Annotated in this window: 3 protein-coding genes and 1 pseudogene; all 4 read left to right on the forward strand. The window is 52.5% G+C overall.

The annotated features are described in order from the left end of the window. Positions 1 to 31: 31 nt before the first annotated feature. The 4 genes and pseudogenes from PDUR_RS13655 (at position 32) to PDUR_RS13670 (ending at position 24137) form a co-directional block, all read left to right on the forward strand. On the forward strand, positions 32 to 5044 hold the full coding sequence (locus PDUR_RS13655; RefSeq protein WP_042206753.1) for an SDR family NAD(P)-dependent oxidoreductase: 5013 nt from the start codon (positions 32 to 34) through the stop codon (positions 5042 to 5044). Continuing rightward, positions 5037 to 10445, forward strand: a complete 5409-nt coding sequence (locus PDUR_RS13660) for a type I polyketide synthase (protein ID WP_052410220.1) — start codon at positions 5037 to 5039, stop codon at positions 10443 to 10445. Before PDUR_RS13655 ends, PDUR_RS13660 begins: the two co-directional genes overlap by 8 nt. 70 nt (positions 10446 to 10515) lie before the next feature. Further along, positions 10516 to 16416, forward strand: a pseudogene (locus PDUR_RS27315) (SDR family NAD(P)-dependent oxidoreductase); the annotation flags it as partial. 119 nt (positions 16417 to 16535) lie between these two features. Next, a complete protein-coding gene (locus tag PDUR_RS13670; protein ID WP_052410222.1) occupies positions 16536 to 24137 on the forward strand; it encodes an SDR family NAD(P)-dependent oxidoreductase in 7602 nt (2533 codons plus the stop codon). The last annotated feature ends 17 nt before the right edge of the window (positions 24138 to 24154 follow it).

Here is a 24154-nt window from a genome sequence, read left to right on the forward strand (position 1 = left end):
CAGAGGCAAAATTGAACCGGGAGTTGAGAGCATGGAGAGCAGTCTGAAGGAGCATGGTCAAGGCTCGAAATCGGAACGTGATAAGAAAAGAAAACTGCTGAAGCAGCTGCTGCTTGAACGTGAGCTGTATGAAACAGACATCGCCGTAATCGGAGTGAACGGAAGATATCCCGATTCCCCTAATCTGGAGGAGTTCTGGAACCATTTGCAGGCAGGGGAAAATTGCATTCGCGAGGTTCCCAAGGAACGCTGGGATTGGAAGGAGCATTATGATTCCAGCAGAAAAGACAAGCAAAAAAGCTATACCAAATGGGCCGGGTTTATTGAGGACATCGATAAGTTCGATCCCCTGTTTTTTAGCATCTCTCCTTTTGAAGCCGCAGGAATGGACCCCAATGAACGGCTCTTTCTGGAAACGGTGTGGGCTACACTGGAAGATGCGGGTTATACAGGGGAAAAGTTTGCAAAGGCCAACCATAAGGTTGGCGTCTTTGTCGGCAACAATAATTCCAGCTATGAATGGCTGAGCGGCGCTGCGTCGGCCCGGGGAATATTTACACAGGCACACTCCGCTTATTGGTCAATCGCCAATCGTGTTTCCTATTTTTTCAATTTCCAGGGTCCCAGCCTGGCGCTGGATACCGCCTGCTCCTCCTCTCTCACCGCGATTCATCTCGCTTGCGAGAGTCTCAGGAGAAAGGAATGCAAACTGGCGATCGCGGGTGGAGTCAATCTGATCCTGCATCCGGTTCACATTGCCAGATTATGTTACTGGAACATGGTGACCGCGGACGACAAATGTAAAAGCTTTGGAGAAGGCGCGGACGGATTCGTGGACGGTGAGGGTGTAGGTGCCGTACTGCTGAAGCCCTTGGCAGACGCCGTAAAGGATGGGGACCGTATATACGGAGTCATTAAAGGCTCCGCAATCAATTCCGGCGGCCGAACGAACGGCTATACCGTGCCGAATCCCAATGCACAGGCTGAAGTCATTCTGGATGTGTTGAACAAGACGGGGATTGATCCGCGCACGATCAGCTATATTGAGACACATGGTACAGGCACTTCAATGGGTGATCCCATTGAGATTGCAGGACTTAGCAAAGCGTTTAACCAATACACCCGCGACAAGCAGTTCTGTCCCATCGGGTCTGTCAAATCATCGATAGGACATCTGGAGTCAGCCGCAGGAATTGCATCGTTTACCAAAGTGCTGCTGCAACTGAAACATAAGCAGCTCGTCCCCTCAATCCATTGCGGGACTTACAATCCCGAGATCGATTTTGCGGAGACGCCATTTTATGTTCAGCGGGAAAGCACTGCCTGGGAGCAGCCATATCTGGATGGCCCGGACGGACGCAAGTCTTATCCGCGGCGGGCGGGCATCAGTTCCTTCGGTGCAGGCGGCACCAATGCCCACCTGATTGTGGAAGAATACGTTGCCGGCGTCCCTGCCCGTTCCGGCGGCAAGGGGCATAAGGGTCCGTTTATTTTTGTGCTGTCTGCCAAGACCGCAGACAGACTTCAGCAGCAGGCCGGGAACCTGCTGAAATATTTGCGGAATAACAGCCCGCACAGTGCCGAAGAGCTTGAAGATATTGCCTATACGCTGCAGACTGGAAGAGAAGTCTTCTCCGAACGGTTGGCCGTGGTGGCCTCCAATGTACAGGAGCTAATGGAAGCCTTGGCAGCCTTCCACGACTCTTCAGCCTTAACGGGAGCAACGTATAACGGCAGTGTAAAGACGCAAAGCGCTCCAGGCTCTCTTGGCAATGGGAGTGCAGGCAAGGCCTTTATGGAAGCAGCCATAAAAGAGCAGGAATGGGAACAGCTCGCCCGGCTCTGGACCATGGGGGCCGATTTGGATTGGCATGCGTTGTATACTCACCGCGCTCCGGCCATCGTTTCACTGCCGACGTATCCTTTTTTCCGGGAGCGCTATTGGATTGAAGAGGGACATGCAGCTAAAGCGCCAGCAGCCGTTACCGGAGCAGGAGAGGCAGAACAGTCCCTCCAGTATTATGCGCCCAAATGGGTGCTGTCGCCTTTAAGTTCCGCAGCTTCAGCGCCAGTTGCAGGGGAGAAACGGCCAGCGTCCGTACTGCTGGTTTATCCGGACAATCACGGAGGTCTGGCACGCGTCATCACTGACTTTCATCAGGATTGTGAAGTCCGCAGCCTTGTGCTGGGAACGGTGAATAGACAACTGAACCTCCATAGCTGGGAAATCGATATTTACAGCGCAGATGGACTAACCCGCTGTATGGAGCGCTTCCCGGCAGTTGACACCGTTTATTTCATGGGCGGTATCCAGCCGGTGCCTTATGCACTGGATGATTTCGAGCAGTTAGAGCGCCTTCATAAACAAGGGGTGCTTTCCTTATTCAGGCTTGTCAAAGCATTGTCCAAGCACCCGGAAAACCTGGCACAGGAAATCCGGCTCAAAGTAGTGACAAGCAATCTGCACGATGTTCTGCCTGGAGAGCTGAATCAGCGCCCGTTCACGGGAGGCATCACCGGACTGGTAAGAACAATGTCCAAAGAGTATCCGCAGATCAAAATCAGTAATGTGGACATCTCCATGCCCTCTCATGACAGCCAATGGAGCGAGGATGATCTCGCTCTGATTGTAAGCGAACTTATGGAAGAGCCAGTAGTCAGAGACGGAGAAGACGTCGCTGTGCGAAGTGGCGAACGTTATGTCCGCAGACTGTTTCCGGCTGTGCTGCCCGAGACCCTCGCAGAGCCTTATGCGAAGGATGGGGTGTACGTCATTATTGGCGGCTTCGGCGCGATAGGTTATGAAATGGCTTTGCATCTGGCAGGTACAGTGAATGCCCGCTTGGCTATTATCGGCAGAAGCGAGCTGGATGCGGGGAAGCAGCAGCAAATATCCGCGCTGAAAGAACGGGGCGGGGCAGTAATTTATGTGCAAGCAGACATTTCGCAGGCGGACAGCCTTGCCCAAGCTTTTGCCGGAATCAAACAGCGGTGGGGCCGCATTCAGGGCGTGTTTCATTCGGCAATGACCTATGGAGAAGAGCGGCTGGATACGATGAGCGAAGAGACGCTGCAAGCTTCTGTTGCTCCCAAAATAGCAGGAAGCGTCTCGCTCTATCATGCGCTGAAGAATGAAGAACCTGATTTTGTTGTCTTTTTCTCTTCGGGTCAGTCCTTTACCGGAAATCCAGGCAGAGGCCATTATGGGGCTGGATGCAACTTCGAGGATGCTTTTGCCGCCAGTTGGAATCGTGAAGTCCGTTATGACGTCAAGGTCATTAACTGGGGCTTTTGGCGGAACAACGATACGCAGCTTAGTGAAGAAATCCATCAAACGTTTTCCCAGCTTGGGATTTACCCCATTTACCCTGAAGAGGGGCTGCAAGCGGTTAAACAGCTGATTAGCAGCGGGGCCGAGCAGATTTTGGCTTTTAAAGTGAAGCCGTTTGTACTTGATTTAATGAACGTCGATCCGCATCAGCGGATAGATTATGCCAGCAGATCAGCGGCATTGGACTTTGGCAGGATTAAGGAACTGGCGGCCGGCATTATGCCGCCGCAGGATCATATTGAAGATGCCGAAGCGGCAATGGCGGCACTCAATGAATATTTGCTGTTGTCTGCCTTCCAGCGCATGGGCGTGTTTACCCGCAGTGGAGAGTATTTTTCCAAGTCCCGTTTATGCGGACAGTTAGGAGTTACCCTGGGATATTCCCGTCTGCTCAGCGCCTTGCTGAACATTCTCAAACGGGGCGGTTATCTGGAAATCTCGGAGGATGTTATCCGCTGCACCGATCGAATATCTGATCCTAAGACAATCCGGGAATTAGCGCAGCTTGAAGCCAAAAAAGACTATCTGACTTTTGTCTATCCCGAAGTAAAAGCGCTGGTTGAGCTGGCCTCAGTATGCCTGATCAATGCTCCGGCTCTGCTGCGAGGGAAAATCAGCGCCGCCGAGTTCATGTTTCCGAATTCGTCCATGGAGTTGGTCGAGGGAGTCTATAAGGGGAACGCGGCGGCTGATTATTTTAACGAGCTGATGGTTCTTGCGGTCACGGAATATGTAGAATCTACTCTGCCGCAGCTAAGCAAGGGCGAGAAACTAAAGATTATCGAGGTTGGAGCTGGAACCGGGGGAACAAGCCAGCTTGTGTTGAAAGCTCTCGCGAAATACGGCGACCGGATCAGTTACCTCTATACCGATGTCTCCGGAGCTTTTATTCAGCACGGCAAAACTGTGTTTGGCCCAAGCTATGACTTTATGGATTTCAAAATATTGGATGTTGAAAAAGATGTACAGCAGCAAGGCTTTCCGCAAGGAGAATATCATTTGGCCATCGCTGCCAATATCCTGCATGCCACTGTTAATATGAGAGACACGCTCGAAAACGTGCGGACCTTGTTAAAAGAAAGCGGCAGCTTGATTCTGAATGAAGCGACACAAGTGAATGATTTTCTGACGGTAACCTTCGGTATGCTGGAGGGCTGGTGGCTGTATGAGGATGAGGCGGACCGGCTGGAGGATTCTCCGCTGCTGAGCGAAGAGCTCTGGGTTAAGACGCTTACCTCTGCCGGGTATAGTGCGCCAACGGCTCTGGTTGAGACCGGCGGCAGCAAACGGGGCTTATTCCAGAATATTATACTCGCTCGCAGAGCCGGTGGACATGAAAGTCACAGAACGGTTAGTACTCCTGGCATAATTAGCAATCGCAGCACCAGCATACCTAGCAGTCGCGTCAGTCACAGCAGCGCCCCTGCCTTGGCTCCCGATGAACCGGATAAGGGTATCGGTCTCAACGCGCTTCAGCAAGCCGTCAAGGAATTGATTGCCGGAGTCATACAAATTCCGCTGGATAGGCTTGATCCTGAGCTTCCGCTGATGGATTACGGCGTTGATTCTATTTTTGCTGTCAAAATTGTGGATCTGATCAACGAACAAATGGGGCTGAACTTGAAATCAACGGTCTTATTCGACCATCCAACGCTCAAGAAGCTGGCAGGCTACATTTTCCTGGAAAAAGAGAGGGATATTCAACATGTATGATGAAGAATCCGAGAAAATCCGTGAACTGATCCGCAGCAAGAAAATCTCTGATGAGGAAGGCTTTAGACTGTATCAGGAACTGATAGGCCGAACGAAATCAACGGCGGCGTCAGGCCATTCGAAGTCACAAGCGGCAGAAAAATGCAAGCACAGTAAGCAGGATATCGCGATTGTCGGCTTATCGGGTGTCTTCCCGGACTCCAGTGATGCAGAGCAATTATGGGAAAAGCTGGTGAACGGCAAGTCTGCCATCACCGAAATTCCCTCCTCCAGATGGAAGCTGGAGCAGTTCTATCATCCCGATCCTTCAACCGTTAATCGGAGTTACTGCAAAGAAGGGGGATTCATGCCGGATGTTGATAAGTTCGATCCCTTTTTCTTTAACATTACGCCGAAGCATGCTGAAATCATGGACCCGCGGCAGAGAATCTTTTTGCAGGAGGCTTATCGCGCGTTGGAGGATGCGGGATATTCAAGCCAAGAGCTGGAAGGCCAGCGGTGCGGGGTGTTCGTGGGCTGTGAAGGAAGCAGCGATTATTTTACGGGCATCAATCCTGAGGGGGTTGAGCTGAGCTCGCATTATTTTTTGGGCGACTCCAACTCGGTGCTGGCTTCCCGCATCTCTTATTACCTGGACCTGAAAGGGCCAAGCATCACGATTGACACCGCCTGTTCTTCCTCTCTGGTGGCGATTCATTTGGCCTGTGAGAGTATCCGCAGCGGTGACTGCAGCATGGCGATATCAGGCGGGGTCACGTTGATGACTAAACCGCTCGGTTATCTGCTGCTGAGCCGTATGGGCATGCTGTCGCCGGGCGGGACCTGCAAAGTGTTCGATAACTCGGCGGACGGATTTGTTCCCGGGGAAGCGGCGAGTGCCGTCGTACTTAAGCTGCTTAGCGATGCGATTGCCGATGGGGATTACATTTATGGCGTCATCAAGGGCTCAGGCATTAATCAGGATGGAAAAACGAACGGCATCACAGCTCCGAGCGCGATATCCCAGACCGCTTTGGAGACGGAGGTCTACGAGAAGGCCGGCATTCATCCGGAAAGCATCAGTTATGTGGAGGCGCATGGGACAGGCACGAAGCTGGGCGATCCCATTGAATTCGGCGCCTTAACGGATGCGTTCAGAAAGTTTACCGGCAAGCGGCAATTCTGCCCGGTCGGTTCCATCAAGAGCAATGTAGGACATACCGGAGCGGCTTCAGGCGTGACCGGATTGATTAAAGTTCTGCTGGCGCTCAAATATGATACGATTCCTGCATCTTTGTACTACTCGGTGCCTAATGAACATATTTCCTTTGAGGACAGTCCGTTCTATGTCGTTACCGAGCCATTGCCTTGGAGCCGAGGCGTTAACGGAACGCCGCGCAGAGCAGCAATAAGCTCCTTCGGACACAGCGGAACGAATTGCCATATGGTCATCGAAGAGGGGCCGGCACGCGAGCCGGGTTCCGCATCCTGTGCATTAAGTTATCTGATTCCCTTGTCCGCCAAGACGGAGGACGGGGTACTGCGTGTCATGCAGGATTTGTTGACCCGTCTGGAATCCGGCAGGTTCCAGCATACCCTTGAGGAAATTGCCGGAACGCTTCAAACCGGAAGAAGTCATTTTGCAAGACGCGCGGTATTCCTTGCCGCAGACATTGCGGAACTGAAGCAGCAATTACAGCGAAGGATTCAAGAATGGGATCAACGTGCGGTACCGGTCACCAACAAATCTTCGCATGGGAGCGAGGCGGCACAATTATCCCATGCATTGGAGGATATTTGGTTGGGACTGCACGAATCGCGGCAATCAGACAGCTTCGCTTATAAGCAGAACCTTCAATGGCTTGGTGAATGTTATCTGGATGGCGCTGACATTGAGTGGGAGCGGCTGTATGGAGGGCGCGTACCGGGTTCTGTTCCTCTTCCGGCCTATCCGTTTGCCAAAGAGCGCTACTGGATGACGGAGGCAAACTATAAAGACCCTGTTCCTGAGCCAACACCAGCCTATACTTTTCTGGAGAAGCGCTGGAAGGAAGCCGCGTTTGACGCCAAGGCAGCGGGAAGCGGGCAACGGGATCAGATGAATGGAACCGTACTCATATTTACGAACAAAGAGTCGGAAGCGGCGGCTGCAGATTTGCAGCAGCATTTAACTAACGTAAGCACCATAATTATCCGCGATCTGGGGGCAAATATTCCTTATGCAAGTGCCGGAATTTCCACGGCTGCAAGCGGCAGCGGCGCTTTTGATTTCAATGTTTTTAGCGAAGGGGCTGACGCTGCGGAAAATCTTGCGGCAGATGCGGAACAGGCAGCGGCAATAACCGCGGTTATCGATCTGTCCGATTGGGGTTCCGGGGCAAATGGAGCGGGAGTCATGGGCCGGATCGGCCTGCTTCAGAAGATTATTAAAGGTTCATATCCTGCTCCGGGAGAACGCCGGACTACGCTGCGGCTGTTCCATATTACGCAGGGCTTGCAGACGTTCGCTAACGACAAGCCAGCTTTGGGAGGGGCGCAAATGGCGGGCTGGATACGAATGCTGGGAGCAGAATACAGCCATGTGCAGGCCAAAACCATCGATTTGGAGGCGGGAAGTCTCAATCCCGCAGCTTTAGGCGGAATCTTGAGCCGCGAATGGCTCATCTCCGATGTTCACAGCGAGCTGTGCTACCGGGGGCAGCAGCGGTACGCGCCCTATTTGCAGGCGCAGAAGAAGCCGCTGGAACATGGAAGCCGCTGGATCGGGAATAGGGCTAAAACCGTCGTTATTACCGGGGGAACGCGGGGGCTGGGGGCGCAGCTTGCCGCATATCTCGTTAAGCAGGGCGTGCGCAAGCTTGTGCTGATGGGCGCCAATCCCCTGCCGCAAAGGTCAGAGTGGGACAGTCTTGCCGCTGATTCCGGAGATACGGGGGAGAAGATCCGCAGTATCCGGGAGCTTGAACGCAGCGGAGCCGAGGTAGAGCTGTATACCGGACCGCTGACGGAGGAAGCTTCGTTGAAGCGGTTTTTTGCCGGAATCCGGCAGCGGTGGGGAGCCATCGGCGGAGTGATTCACTGCGCGGGCAGAAGCAATCACCGCAACCCGGCATTTATCCATAAGACGGCGGACGATATATCCGATGTATTGGCTCCGAAAGTAGCGGGGCTGCAAGTGCTGGACCGGATTTTTGCAGAAGATGAACTGGACTATTTCATCTTGTTCTCGTCGATCTCAGGAATCGTGCCTTCTCTAGGAGCAGGCGTCAGTGATTACGCGGCAGCCAATGCGTATATGGACTATTTTGCAGCCTGCCGGAGCGGGCAAGGGGACCGTAAATACCGGGCAATTTCATGGACGCATTGGCGCGGAGCAGGCATGGAGGGTCTGGAAAGTCCGGCCTACCAACGGCTTGGACTGCGCACACACACAGTAGAGGAAGGCCTGAAGCTGCTGGATAGCGTGATGGAAAGCGGCGCAGCAACGAGCCTGCCCTGTGCAGCAGAATCCGCGGCATTCGATCCGGCGGAATGGTTGAAGATTACACAGTCACAAGGGAACAAGCAGCCTGAGCAGACGGTCTCTTATGCCAGCAGAGAGGCGGAGCAGCGAATTCAAGGACAGCAAACTCAAGAGTTGCGAGCTCAACAGCAGCAAGAGGCCGCCGAAGAACCCGGGAAGATGCTGTCCCAGCTAAAGGATCTATTTTCACGGGAATTAAAAATCCCGCTGGACAGGCTGGAGGCGCATATCCCGTTTGGTGATTATGGCGTCGATTCGATTTTGCTGGCAGAGCTGGTCAAACAGGTTGAAGAGATGATTGGACAAAGCCTGGAGCCGACCGTTGTGCTGGAGCATCCGACACTGGACAAGCTTGCGGGCCATCTTGAGACGTTTGCCGTGCCTAAGGTGACTGAACGGAAACCGGAATTGAACATACCGGTCGTCAAGACACAGGAGAATACCTATTCCGCCGAGGCCCCCGTCAATCAACCTAAGGCAAATTCAAGCCAGAAGATTGCTGTGGTTGGTATGGCTTGTCATTTTCCCGGTGCACCGGACAAGAATGTTTTCTGGGATCTGCTCGCGAAAGGCCAAAGCGGGATCACTGAGGTACCGGCAGGACGCTGGGATGTGGACAAATATTATTCGCCGCAAGCGGGCCCCGGCCGCAGCATGAGCAAATGGGGCGGATTCATTGAGGATATCGAGCAATTTGATCCGGATTATTTCCATATCAGCGAGGAGGACGCGCCTTACATTGACCCGCTCATGCGCCAATTTATGGAAGTAAGCGTAGAGACGCTGAGGGATGCGGGATATGAAACCAAGGAACTCTGGAACAAGAAAGTCGGCGTCTTTGTCGGTGCGCGTGCCGGCGCATTTTCGCCTAAACTGACTAAAGTAACTAAAAAAAGCATTATCGGCATCGGGCAAAACTTTATCGCGGCGCATATCTCGCATTTATTTAACTTTAAAGGACCCAATCTCGTAATTGACAGCGCCTGTTCCTCTGCACTGGTTAGCCTGCATTTGGCTTGCCAAAGCTTGCTGCTGAATGAATGCGAAGCGGCGCTTGCCGGAGGCGTAGATATTCTGCTGGACGAGAAGCCTTACCTGATCTTAAGTGAGGGAGGTGCATTATCTCCGGACGGGCAGTGTCATACATTCGACGAGAGCGCAAACGGATTTGTGCCTGGCGAGGGCTGCGGTGCGGTTCTGCTGAAACGGCTGGAGAAGGCGATTGAGGATGGAGATCAAATCTATGCGGTTATCGAAGGCTCCGCAGTGAATAATGACGGCCGTACGATGGGCATTACAACACCCAATGCGGAGGCGCAGGAGGAGGTTATCCGCGAGGCTGTGCAAAAAAGCGGAGTCGATCCCTCAACAATCAGCTACATCGAAGCACATGGAACGGGCACAATGATTGGCGATCCGATCGAGCTGCGGGCCTTGACCAATGTATTCAAATCGTATACGGAGGAACGGCAGTTCTGCGCCGTGGGCAGTGTGAAATCGAATGTCGGACATTTGCTCTGCGCAGCGGGAATAGCCAGCTTCATCAAGGTTGTCCTGTCCTTGAACAATGGTCAGCTTCCTCCAACGCTGAATTGCCGAACGCCGAATCCGCGCTTTAAATTTCAGGAATCTCCATTTTATCCGAACACCTCGCTCAAGGAATGGGAGCCTCGGCAGGGTATCCGCAGAGCAGGGATAAGCTCGTTCGGCTTCGGAGGCACCAATGCCCACCTGATTGTGGGCGGATATGATGTGAATTCGGCAGAACGATATAACAATGCAAGAACCCCTCTCCCTAAGCCGGAATTTAACCGGAGATGGTTCTGGCCTGAATCACAGCCGGGTGCTCACTCCAGGCCCAAGAAACTATTAACCTTGGAAAAGATCGGTTCAAAATAATGAACTATATGTGCGAGGGGGATACGCCATGGAGATCAAAGATTTTAAATACGTAACCGTCATCAGCAATGACGACTATGTGGTCAGCGACCACCGGGTTCATGGTGTGCGTATTATGCCCGGCGTGACCTTTCTGGACATGCTGCTGCGGATCTTGAAATCTGAAGGAATCGATGAGTCTGCGGTCGAGCTCCGCAATATTATTTTTCAGGAGGCCATCGCCACCACAGAGGATTACGACCGCAGAATTGAAGTGAGTCTCGTAAATGAACATAGCAGATTGAGAGTGACAGTGAAGAGCCAACGGATATACCACCCGTCCGTAGGAGCTGCAGACAGCCCTTGGGATATCAATTTCATGTGCGAGCTGAATATAGCGGCGCCGGCTGTTCCCCGAATGATTAATATTGATCAACTGAAGGCTGATGCTGTTACGGTGAGGGACCTTGATGACGCTTATGCCTATACGCGCCAGGTTAACATTACCCACTATGAATTCATGAAAGGCTTGGGCCAAGTCTACGATGGCGAAGGTTATATTCTGGCTGAGGTTCACTTAAGCGATTTGGCGGCAGAGTACAACGATTCTTTCTATATTCATCCGGTATACCTGGACTGCTCCACGCTGGTACCCGTTCTGTTTATGCTGAAGAGTAAGACGCTCGCCGATATCAGCCAGCAGCATGACAAGCCGTTTATTCCAATCTTCGTGGAGTCTTTCCGCGCGTCCGGAAAAATGCTGGATAAGGCATACGTATATGTGCGGGAGAATGGCGTCAGCTTGTCATCCTCCAAGGATATTATTTATTTCGACATCGAGCTGTATGACGGGCTAGGAAATTTGGTAGCCCTGTTCCATCGGCTGGCCTCCAAACAGATTCGTTCTGAAGGTTTAATGCACAAGCATGAAGAAGCGCTAGCACCACAAGTCCAGCCGCCGCGCGGCAGCAGCATAGAAGCGCCTAAGAACGCAATGATCCCGCCTGAAGTACCGCAGTCGGAAGAGCAGCAGACAGACAGGCTGCAGTTGCTGGAGCAAGAGATTCAGGAGATGGTTGGCGAAGTGGCCGGGGTGGCGGCACATAGCATCAGCCTGGAAGAAGGCTTTTATGATCAGGGGCTGGATTCTTCCCAATTGCTGCTGCTGGTGCGGAAGCTGGAAGACAAGCTGCAGATGCAGCTATATCCTACCCTGTTATTTGAATTCAGCAATATCAAACAATTGGCGGTGTACTTGGCCGAAAATAGCACTGAAGGCTTGAAAATTTCCAGCAATCCGCCTCAGCAGGTGTTACAGAATAGCGAAGTCAAACGTTTTTATTATAGTCACAATTGGGTGAAATTGGCTCCGCTCCCCTCAGAAGCACAACAGGCGGAGGGAAGATTGATGATATTCACGGCGGATGATGGGCTTGGCAGCAGTGTTGAGCGGTCAATTGCCGCACGTATGTCTGCCTCCGCTTCGGTCATAACCGTTCATCCCGGGAAGGGCTTTGAACGGGTTGATGACCAGTCGTACCGGGTCCGTCCCGGCAATCGTGAGGATTATAAAGTACTAATACAGTATCTGAACAGCATCCGGCAGCTCCCGCAGTTCATCATTCATTTATGGGAACAAAGCGCTGCACCGAATGATGACGTAGAGAGCATGGTTTCGGACAACCTGGAATATGGGCTGTATTCGCTGCATGCGCTCACACAAGCTCTGCTTGAACAGAAGCTTCAGCAAGGTGTAAAGCTAATTTATGCATTTATTAACGACGGAAAACTTCAGTCCTCTCTCGATTCCGCAATCTCCGGTTATATGCGTTGTGTAACTCGGGAAAAGGGGGATTTCAAATATAAAGCCTTGGAAATGGATGCAGGAAGCGACTTATCCGGGCTGGCCTTGACCGACATTCTGCTGCGGGAGCTGACCCCGCAAGCGATGAATGAATCGGAAATCAAGTACATGAGCGGTCAACGTTATACCAGGCATTATCAACCGTTTGCAGAATCTGCACAGAATCCTGCATCTGCGGCAGATCCGGGCGCAAGGCTCGGAGCGATTATTGAGAAGCAAGACACAATCCTGATTACTGGCGGTTTGGGTGGACTGGGCTGGATCTTTGCCAAATATTTGGCGGTTTATTATCAAGCGAAGCTGATTCTGGCCGGCAGATCGAAGCGGGGAAGCAAAGAAGAGAACAAGCTTAAAGAATTGGAGTCGCTGGGCGCGGAAGTCCTCTATGTTCAAGCCGATGTGGGAATCCGCAGCGAAGCGGAGCAGTTATACAGGGCTGCTAAACAACGCTATGGAAAAATTAACGGTATCATCCATTGTGCCGGAATCGTGCAGGACAGCCTCGTAATTCAGAAGGACAGAGCTGGAATAGAGAAGGTGCTGCGGCCCAAGGTTCAGGGAACCCTGCTGCTGGATGAGCTGTTTCAGGAGGAACCGCTGCGTTATTTTGTGCTGTTCTCTTCCTTTTCTGCGGTTGCGGGCAGCCCCGGTCAAGCCGATTACGCCTATGCTAACTGCTTCATGGATGAATATGCGGACCGTAGGGAAGGAACCGGACGTCCCGGAAAAAGCTTATCGATCAATTGGCCCCTCTGGAAGGAGGGAGGCATGCAGATCGATGCGGCTTCTGAGGAGCATATGACCGCGGCTACAGGCATTGTCCCTCTGGATACACAGAGCGGTCTTCGGGCTTTTGAAGAGTCGCTGCTGTCGCCTTTTTCCCGTGTCATTGTACTGGAAGGCGATGAGCGTAAAATCGCAGGGGTAATGCCTGCTAAAGAGCAAGAACCAGAGGTCAAACCCGCCGCAGAGAGAGTGCAGCAGCAGGCACGAACGGAACGAACGGAGCAAATCAAGCGAACCTGGCAGACCGTTTCTGCACACTCCCTTGAATCCGCAGACGAAATGGCCATTATCGGCCTAAGCGGCAGGTATCCGATGGCAGATAATGTAAATGAATTTTGGGAAAATATCAAAAACGGAATAGACTGCATCACCGAGATTCCCAAGGAACGCTGGGATTATACTAAAGATTTTGATCCGGATATTCATAAGCAGGGCAAGTCGTATACCAAATGGGGAGGCTTCATGAATGACGTGGATAAATTCGATCCGCTGTTCTTCAATATGTCGCCCCGTGAAGCGGAGTATGCCAGTCCTCAGGAGCGTCTGTTCCTTCAGACCGTCTGGCATGCCGTAGAGGATGCCGGGTACACGCGCAATGAATTATCCAAGAGCAATACCGGTGTGTTTGTAGGGGTTATGTGGGAGCAATATCAGCTGTACGGAGCGGAGCAGTCCATGATTGGGAACGTTATGGCGCTGAGCTCTTCCTATGCAACCATTGCTAACCGCGTTTCGTATGTGTTTAATTTTTGCGGACCCAGCCTGGCGATTGATACCATGTGTTCCTCTTCACTGTCCGCCATTCATTACGCCTGTGAGAGTATCCGCCGGGGAGAGTGTGAGGTTGCCGTAGCCGGGGGTGTGAATGTGGCCGTACATCCGAATAAATATATCCTGTTAAGCCAAGGCAAATTCGCCTCTACAGACGGCAAGTGCCGCAGCTTCGGCGAGGGCGGCGATGGTTACGTGCCGGGTGAAGGCGTCGGTGCCGTCATTATCAAGCCTCTGCAAAAAGCGCAGGCTGACGGAGACCATATCTACGGGGTGATTAAATCCAGTTCCATAAACCATGGAGGCAAGACGAGCGGTTTTACTGTACCGAGTCCGGCTTCCCAGTCGGGCGTAATTTCGGATGCTATTAAAAAGGCAAACATTGATCCGCGCTCGATTTCTTACATTGAAGCGCATGGAACAGGCACTTCGCTCGGTGATCCTATCGAAATCGCCGGACTTACCCGAGTGTTCCGAGAGTATACGCAGGATAAGCAATTTTGCTCAATCGGCTCGATCAAATCCAATATAGGGCATCTGGAATCTGCTGCGGGCATCGCCGGAATCACCAAAGTCCTGCTGCAGTTCAAGCATCAAGCGCTTGCTCCGTCCCTTCATTCGGAAATCCTGAATCCCGGCATCCCGTTTGAAAGCTCGCCCTTTTATGTGCAGCAGGACATAGCGGAGTGGAAACAACCGGCTGTCCTGTCTGAAGAAGGCGGAGCGGTTACGCGCTACCCCCGCAGAGCGGGGATCAGCGGCTTCGGCGCCGGAGGAACCAATGTGCATCTTATTCTGGAGGAATATCCGGTGCAGCAAGTCCGCCAGTCTTACGGCAAGGACAATGGGCCGCAGATCATTCTGCTTTCCGCCAAAACCGCGGAGCGGCTGACAGAAACCGTCCGGCAGCTTCTCCTGTATCTGCGCCCTGTCCAAAAGATGCGGGAGCCTCTGCCCCAGCCGGCGGAAGAACTGGCGGCAACAACTATAGCCGCGGATAACCGGCGGCAGCAAATCCGGCTGAGCGTATCCGAGCTTTTGGCCGGGGTGCTTCAGGTGGATGTAAGGGATTTGCTGGAGGACGAGAACCTGCTGGAATATGTAGCCTCTCCACTGGACTATTCGATTCTGTTTCAGCGAATCGGAGCGAACTTTCACTTGGAGCCGGATGAGGATCGTTTCCGGAACCATCTGACGTTCTCACAGCTATGTGATTATATTATTGAGCTACAGAAAAGCAGAGATTACAGCGTCAAGGAAGCTTGGGGGGCAGATTCCTCCGTTCACTCCGTCCCGTTAGAGGCTGAGCCTTTTTCTTTAATGGACATTGCCTATACTTTGCAGACGGGAAGAGAAGCGCTCACGGAACGAATCGCTTTTGTGGTCTCCAGCATCGAGGAGCTGTGCTTGAAGCTGGAAGGGCTTCTGGCAAACACGTCCAAGAATGCGGATGTTTACCGGGGCCAGGTAAATTCCGGCCGTTCAGGGCTGGGATTGTTGGTTGACGGAGCAGCCGGTGAACGTTTTCTGGAAACTATTGTACAGAATAAAGAGCTGTTTAAGCTGGCTGAACTATGGACGCTGGGAGCCAAGTTTGACTGGAAGATTCTATACCAAGGGCAAACCCCCAGACGTGTTTCACTGCCGGGTTATCCATTTGCCAAAGAGCGGTATTGGGTTCCGGCGATTCCCGCCGATTCCATGAAGCATGCGCAAATGGCGGCAACAGAGGCGCTTCACCCTCTGATTGACTGCAATACCTCTACGTTCTCACAGCAAAAATTTGCGAAGCGGTTTAACGGGGAGGAAGGTTGGCTTAGGGATCATGTTCTGGATCAGCAGCAGCTTTTACCGGGAGCGGTCTATTTGGAAATGGCCTGCGAGGCTGTACGGAAGTCTATAGACATCCGGTTCCCGGTACTCAGCAATATCGTGTGGGCAAGACCGCTCATCGTGAACAATGATGCGCCCGCAGATGTGCAGATTTTTCTGTATCCCGAGGAGCAAATGGCTGAGTTTGAGATTTTCACAGAGGAGCAGGGTCAGAAAACCGTCTATGCCCAAGGACACGCCGTCTTTGATAGCAAGCACCTGCCGGAACCGGAGGCTGTGGACGTACAAGCTGTACAGTCACGCTGCAACAAATATGTAACGGGAAAAGACCATTATGCCGAACTGGAAGCCAAAGGGTTCCGCTATGGCAGCCTTTTTCAGACGATTACCCGGCTATATTGCAGTGATACAGAAACGCTGGCTTTGCTGGAGCTGCCCCATGAAGCAGAGGAGGAGTTCAGCCGGTACAGCCTGCATCCTTCCCTTATCGACGGAGCATTTCAATCGGTAGCCGGTCTGGAAGCGGGAATGGGGGATCAGCCGAAAGCTTTTTATATGCCTTTTTCGCTAGGCGAAGTCAGCTTATGGGGTGAACTTCCACGCCGTTGTTATGCGTATTGCGTACTCGCTGACGGCCAGAATCATTCCGGCAAAGGAATTAAGAAGTACAATGTGTCGATTTTGGATGAAGCGGGACGTACACGAGCCTTTTTGAAGGATTTTGCCGTCAAGGAATTCGCCGCCGTCTCACCAGCCCAGGATCTTGTGTCAACGGATTTGTTATCCTTACTCAAAAAGCTGGAGACGGGCGAGCTGACAGCACATGAAGCGGAACAACGAATGGAGGTTCTTAAATCGTGATTAACAATCCAGCACGCAAACAGATACTTGAGTCCATCCAGGCTGGCCGGATCACGGCAGAAGAAGGGTTGGAACGTCTGAAGAAGCTTTCTTTGAATGAGGTGCACTACTTCCAGAGCTATTGGGAGGAAAATAAGTTAACCCATTTTATGCAGACCCAACCCAAGAATATCCTGATTTTTGGCAGCGGCGGCTCACTATCCCAAAATCTGGAACAGGGATATCGGTTGGCTGGCAGCGGAGTGATACAGATCACTCCGGGTGAAGAATTCCAAACGGAACATGACGGTGCTTACCGGGTAAATCCCGGACAGGCTGAGCATTATGATCTTCTGCTAAAAGCTGTAAGGCAGCGCGGGATCATTCCTGAGCATATTCTCTGGCTATGGTCTGAAGAAGATTTGCCTGAATCCGGGGATACCCGGGTACAGGCTGCGGAAGCGCTTCTGGCGCTTGGCATCAAAGCGTTAACCCTGTTCAGCCAATCGGTGATGAAGCTGTACCCCGCAGGGGATATCCGGCTGCTGTTTATCCACAACTCGTCGATTAGTGCTCATCATCCGTTTCCGGCTGCCATTAGCGGCTTCATCCGCAGCCTTCGCCAAGAGAACCCGCGCTTCATTTATAAATCCGTAGCTGTAGCTGCGTCAAATGCCAAATTGGACAGTCAGCAAATCCGGCATATTGCGGAACAGGAATGGTCTGCATCTACGGATAAGGCCATCGAGATCAGCTATGAGGGAAAGAGCAGATACACTCAGGCTGTGCGGGAAATCGAACCGCAGCGGCTGCAGAAACAAGAGTCCCCTTTTATTAAAGGAGGCTCTTATTTAATTACGGGTGGACTGGGCGGATTGGGATATCTGTTTGCGGCTCATATGGCCCGTAAGGTTCAGGCTAAGCTGGTGCTCACCGGCAGATCCGCACTGGATCAGGAGAAGGCGCGTAAATTGGAGGATTTACAAGCCTTGGGCGCTGAGGTGATGTACATTCAGGCGGATGTAGCCGTTCATGAAGACGTGAAACGCATTGCCGAGCAAATCAAGCAGCGGTTCCACAGCCTGCATGGAATTATTCACAGTGCCGGAAATCTTCGAGATGGGCTTCTTTATGGAAAATCTATGGACGATATGGATGCTGTAATCCGGCCTAAGGTGCTGGGAGCCATCCATCTGGACCAATTGTTCAAGGATCAGCAACTCGACTTTTTTGCCATGTTCTCTTCAACGGCGGCTTTAACGGGCAGCATTGGTCAGACTGACTATGCGTATGCGAACAGCTTTATGGATCATTTTGCAGCCTTCCGGTCCAGCTGCCGTCCGGGGAGAAGCTTATCGGTAAACTGGCCGCTGTGGAAAGAAGGCGGAATGACTGCGGACCAGAGCATGATTGACCGTTTATCCGCCTTTGGAATTGATCTGCTGGAAGAGCAGGAAGGCATCATGGCCTTCGAACGTTGTTTGAATTCAGAGCTGACCAGTATGGCTGTTCTAAAGGGTGATTCGCAGCGGATGAAGTTATCCTTTGGCGTAAAGCGGAGTTCAGTGCCCGCACCTGCCCGGCAAGCTCAAGAGACAAGTATGCAAGCATCCGCTGCCGCTCCTGAGGGCAGTCCGCAAGAAGCCCGGCGGCAAGAACGGACGGCAGCGCTGATTAAGAATACGATTGCCGAGGTGCTTCGGCTAAGCCCGGAACGCATCAATCTTCAAGAGCCTTTTGACAGCTATGGCATCGATTCGGTTGTCATTATGGAAGTCACCCGAAGATTGGAACAGCTATACGGGCCGCTCTCCAAGACTTTATTTTTCGAATACGGAACTGTCATGGAACTGACCGGTTATTTCTTAACCAATCATCCGGTTCCCGCAGTGCTCATCGATGAAGCTAAGTCTGAACCCGAGGCCGTATCTGTTCCTGCGCAGCCGGAATCGTTAGGGCAAACTGCGATCCCGATAACGGGCAAGTCCCGCAGGCTCGTCGCAGCCGCTGCTGAAGCGGAAGATTTGAAGGGACCTGTACAGCAAAATAAAACCGCAGGCGATATTGCCATTATTGGTCTGGGCGGCAGATATCCGCTGGCGGCAAATTTGGAAGAATTCTGGGACAATTTGAGAGCAGGCCGGGATTGCATCACCGAAATTCCGCAGGATCGCTGGAACCATAGGAAATACTTCAATCCCGAGAAGGGCGTAAGGGGCAAAACCTATACCAAATGGGGCGGTTTTATACGTGACTACGATAAATTCGACCCTTTGTTCTTTCATATTTCTCCCCGTGAAGCGGAGTTCATGGACCCGCAGGAACGCATCTTTCTGGAGGTGGCCTGGGAGACGGCAGAGGATGCAGGCTATACCCGCAAGAAGCTGAAAAATCGTAAAACCGGTGTATTCGTCGGCGTGATGTACGGTCAATATCAGCTGTATGGCACGGAGCATTTTGCTCAAGGAGAAGGCATCGCCCTGAATTCATCCTATGCTTCCATTGCGAACAGGGTGTCCTACACGCTGGATTTGAATGGTCCAAGCATTGCGCTTGATACGATGTGTTCTTCCTCGCTGACCTCCATTCACCTGGCTTGCGAGAGTATTCGCAGCGGGGGATGCGACATGGCTTTGGCGGGCGGGGTGAACCTGAGCATACACCCGCATAAATATTTGCTTCTCAGTCAAGGCAAGTTCGCTGCGAGTGACGGACGCTGCCGCAGCTTTGGGGAAGGCGGAGACGGGTATGTTCCCGGAGAAGGAGCCGGGGCGGTGCTGCTGAAGCCGCTTGAGCAAGCGATTCAGGATGGGGATCTCATTTACGGCGTTATCAAGGGCAGCTCACTGAATCATGGCGGCAAAACGAACGGTTATACGGTTCCCAGTCCTGCCGCTCAAGCCTCCTTAATCATCGAGGCCATGCATAATGCGGGTGTCAAGCCGGACGGAATCTCATATATTGAAGCACATGGTACAGGCACCTCTCTTGGAGACCCCATTGAAATCAGTGGACTGAGCCGGGCGTTCGGCGGGTCTATACAGGAGATGGGACACTGCTCCATCGGGTCAGTAAAGTCGAATATTGGACATCTCGAATCTGCGGCGGGCATTGCCGCCGTTACGAAAGTGCTGCTGCAAATGAAGTACCGTATATTAGTACCCTCCATTCATGCGCAGACGCTGAACCCCAACATTGATTTCCAGAGCTCGCCTTTTCGGGTTCAGCGGACTCTGGAACCCTGGGGTCAGCCGGAGAGCAGCTTATCAGGCAACGCCCTGGAGCCGCGGAGAGCGGGTGTGAGCGCTTTTGGCGCTGGCGGATCAAACGCCCATCTTATCCTGGAGGAGTATACGCCCAGACAGAATATTCAGCGGAATCTGTCCGATGCTCCGCAAATCATCATTCTATCCGCACGGACGGAGCCAAGTTTGAGAGCTTACGCGAAGCGTCTGCATGATCATCTTCAGAAATGGAATGCTGGCGCTGAAGTCCCTTCATTACAAGGAGCTGCACATGGATCTGCGGATCTCGAGCAATACCGGAAGGGCGTTGTGGACATTATTAACGAAGTCTGGAATATTAACATCGACGACATCAACCTGGACGATCCGCTGGCGGATATGTTGACCGACGTGGTCAAAATTACGGAAACCAGTCTGGCCATCCGGAAGAAATTCGGTGTTTCCTTGCCGCAGAATACGCTTGAAGCTTTCGCAAGCCTGGAAGCCTTGGCCGCTTATCTGTGGGAATCGTCAGACCGGCTAAGCGCTGCGGGCAATGAATTGACATCGAGCAGATATTGTGGGAATGAAGCTTTTCCAGCAATCGCTGACATTGCCTTTACGCTGCAAACCGGTAAAGAAGCCATGGAGGAACGCCTCGCGTTTGTTGCCGCATCGCCTCAGGAACTGCAAGAGCTGCTGGGTAAATGGCTGGCTGGCGAAGGACACATGAGCGGGCTATTCCGAGGCACCTTGAGATTCCTTTCGGATAATACATTATTTGAAGGGGAAGATGGCAAGACCTTTGTGGAGCAAATTATCCGTAAAAAGAACCTGGCCAAGCTGTGTCAATTATGGACAAGCGGAGTCGACATAGACTGGAGCCTGCTGCACGAGCCCGGCTCAGTCCAAAGAATCAGCCTGCCTACCTACGCTTTTGCAAAGGAACGTTATTGGCTGCCGGATATGTTTGAACAATCGGCGAACATCCAAAGTCAGGGAGTTCCGCACTCTTCCTATCACCTGCTGGAAAAAGCTTGGAAGGAAGCGGCGATTGACCGTGCCGCCTCCGCAAGCGGGAAAACTGAACCGATTCAGGGAACCGTAATCATTCTGGCGGGATCAGAGTCTGCGGATATCGAGGCTGTCTCCTTGTTGAAGCATTTACCGGATGTGAAGACTGTTATTGTACGCGAGCGGAAGGAAAGTGACACTGGCAGCTTCGCTATCGATTATAAGCGCTTCGAAGAGGGAGCCGCAGCAGCAAAGACTCTTATGGAGCGGGAACAAGCCATCATGGGCGTTATCGATCTCGCGGATTGCCAGGCAGGAGAGAGCGGAGCGGGGCTGATGGGCAGGCTCGGTCTGTTGCAGCAGCTTATCAAGGATAGCTATCCTGCACCGGGAGACCGCCGGATCACGCTGCGTCTATTTCATGTAACGCAAGGCTTGCAGCCGTTTGCGAACGATGCGCCGTCACTGGCCGGAGCACAAATGGCGGGCTGGATACGGATGCTGGGAGCGGAATACGGTCATGTCGAGGCCAAGACGCTGGATTTGGACCGGGGAAGTCTGAGTCTCACGGCTTTAAACGAAATTGTGGCACTTGAATGGGCAAGTCAAGACTCGCACAGCGAGCTTTGTTACCGCAGCCAGCGGAGGTATGCGCCTTATTTGCAGGAACAGCAGCTGTTAACGGCACAGGCCCATAAGCGGCAAAGTCACTGGACCGGAGACGCGTCGAAGGCCGTTGTCATCACCGGAGGCACACGCGGACTGGGTTCCCAAATGGCCGCTTATCTGGTGAAGCAGGGCGTGCGCAAGCTGGTCTTAATGGGAGCTAATCCATTGCCGCCAAGACAGCAGTGGGACAGTGCGACTGTTGGGCCGGCTGAGACCGCTGAGAAAATCCGCCGCATCCGTGAACTGGAACGCAGTGGAGCCGAGGTGGAGCTGTATACCGGACCGCTGACTGATGAAGCTTCCCTCAGACTGTTCTTTAACGGCATCAGGAACCGCTGGGGAGCTATTGGCGGAGTCATTCACTGTGCGGGACGGAGCCATCAGCGCAACCCGGCATTTATTCATAAGACGGAAGAAGATATTAATGATGTACTTGCGCCCAAAATAGAAGGTCTGCAGGTGTTAGAGCGGATTTTTGCGGAGGACCGGCTGAATTATTTCATTCTGTTCTCATCTATCTCTGGAACGGTTCCGCGCCTGGGGGCGGGTGTCAGTGATTATGCGGCGGCTAACGCCTATATGGATTATTTTGCGCAGTATCAAAGGGCGCAGGGGAAGCGGAGCTATCATTCCATCTCGTGGACGCATTGGCGCGGAGCGGGAATGGAAGGCATGGAAAGCCCGGCATACCAGCAATTGGGACTACGGACGCATACGGTTGGGGAAGGCTTCGAGCTGCTGGAATATGTTATGGAGAACGGTGCTGCATACAGCTTGCCGTGCGTGGCGGATGCTGCGGGCTTCCAACCCGGCAGCTGGCTTCGGGCCAAACAAGTGCTGCAGCCCAAGGAATCTAATACGCCAACGCATAAGCTTCAAGGAAATTCCCAGCAATCCCCGGGAAAAGCAAACATTAAAGGGACCAGTAATGCAGGCAACCGAAATATGCTGACGGCACTGAAGGAGCTTTTCTCAGAGCAGTTGAAGATTCCTCTGGACAGACTGGACGAACACGTGTCCTTCGGGGATTACGGGGTAGATTCCATTCTTCTGGCAGAGCTCGTCAAACGGATCGAAGAAATGATCGGGACAAATTTGGAACCGACGGTTGTGCTGGAACATCCGACCTTAAGCAAGCTGGCTGGCCATTTGCAGACATTCGCAACACCCGTTACTTTCCATTCTTTAGATGAACCAGACCAACCCAATGAGAGCTATTCCGTTTATTCCGGTGAGAAGACTGAACCTGTTACGGTGAATTCTAAGATTGCCGTCATTGGGGCCGCTTGCCATTTTCCAGGTGCGCCGGACAAGGATGCCTACTGGAAGCTGCTCTCCGAAGGAAGAAGCGGCATTCGGCAAGTGCCGGCCAGCCGCTGGGATGTAGATAAATATTACTCTACGGAAGCAAGCCCAGGCCGAAGCATCAGCAAATGGGGCGGGTTCATCGACGGAATCGAGCAATTTGACCCGGAATATTTCAATATCAGCAAGGAGGATGCTCCCTTTATCGATCCGCTCATGCGTCAATTTATGGAGGTGAGCGCCCAGACTATAAGGGATGCAGGATACGAATCGAAGGAGCTGTGGAACAAGAAAATCGGTGTTTTTGTCGGTTCCCGTTCCGGAACCTTTGCCTCCAAGCTGAAGCAGATCCGTAAACATGACATTGTCGGTATCGGGCAAAATTTCATCGCGGCTCATATCTCGCACCTGTTCAACTTTAAGGGTCCAAATCTCGTCGTTGATACGGCTTGCTCCTCTTCACTGGTCAGCCTGCATCTGGCAAGCCAAAGCTTGCTGCTGGGTGAATGCGAAGCGGCGCTCGCCGGAGGAGTGGATCTTTTGCTGGATGAGAAGTCATACCTGATCTTAAGCGAAGGAGGCGCTTTGTCTCCGGACGGACAATGCCATACATTTGATGAGAAGGCCAACGGATTTGTGCCGGGAGAAGGCTGCGGTGCGGTTCTGTTGAAGCGGCTGGATAAAGCTATTGCGGACGGGGATCAAATATACGCTGTAATTGAAGCTTCGGCTGTGAACAACGATGGCCGGACAATGGGCATCACCACACCAAATGCCGAGGCGCAGGAGGCTGTAATCCGGGAGGCGCTGGAGAAATGCGGGGTAGATCCTTCTACAATCAGCTACATCGAGGCGCACGGTACGGGCACTTTGATCGGCGACCCGATTGAGCTTAGAGCATTAAGTAATGTATTCGGATCGTATACGGAGCAGCAGCAGTACTGCGCGGTGGGCAGCGTGAAGTCGAACATCGGGCATTTGCTCAGCGCGGCCGGGATTGCCAGCTTCATTAAGGTGATTTTGTCTCTGAAGAACGGCCAGCTCCCCCCAACACTGAATTGTCAAACGCCGAATCCGCGGTTTAAGTTTCAGGAATCGCCGTTCTACCCAAACACCTCGCTCAAATTATGGGAACCACACCAGGGCATCCGCAGAGCGGGTATCAGTTCGTTCGGCTTTGGAGGTACTAACGCCCATATTATTGTGAGTGAGTCTGGAGCTTATCCGGAATCTGCGAAGTATGCGGTTAGACAGCCGCTGGCACCCGCAGTTTTCAATAAACAGTATTATTGGATGGATGAACTTGCTTTAGGCGAGGTCTCCACTCCGTTAGCCGAAGCGGGCGCAGCGGCAGAGCTGCCGGACACCAGCGAATGGGTGCTTGAAATTGTTGACGAAACACTTTAATGATTATCTTGGCCGAG

Source organism: Paenibacillus durus, assembly GCF_000756615.1.
GTDB classification, from domain to species: Bacteria; Bacillota; Bacilli; order Paenibacillales; family Paenibacillaceae; genus Paenibacillus_AQ; species Paenibacillus_AQ durus.

What these genes read in the sequence shown, in the direction of transcription:
- PDUR_RS13655 (WP_042206753.1), top strand. Translation starts at nt 32, where the DNA reads ATGGAGAGCAGTCTGAAGGAGCATGGTCAAGGCTCGAAATCGGAACGT.
- PDUR_RS13660 (WP_052410220.1), top strand. Translation starts at nt 5,037, where the DNA reads ATGTATGATGAAGAATCCGAGAAAATCCGTGAACTGATCCGCAGCAAG.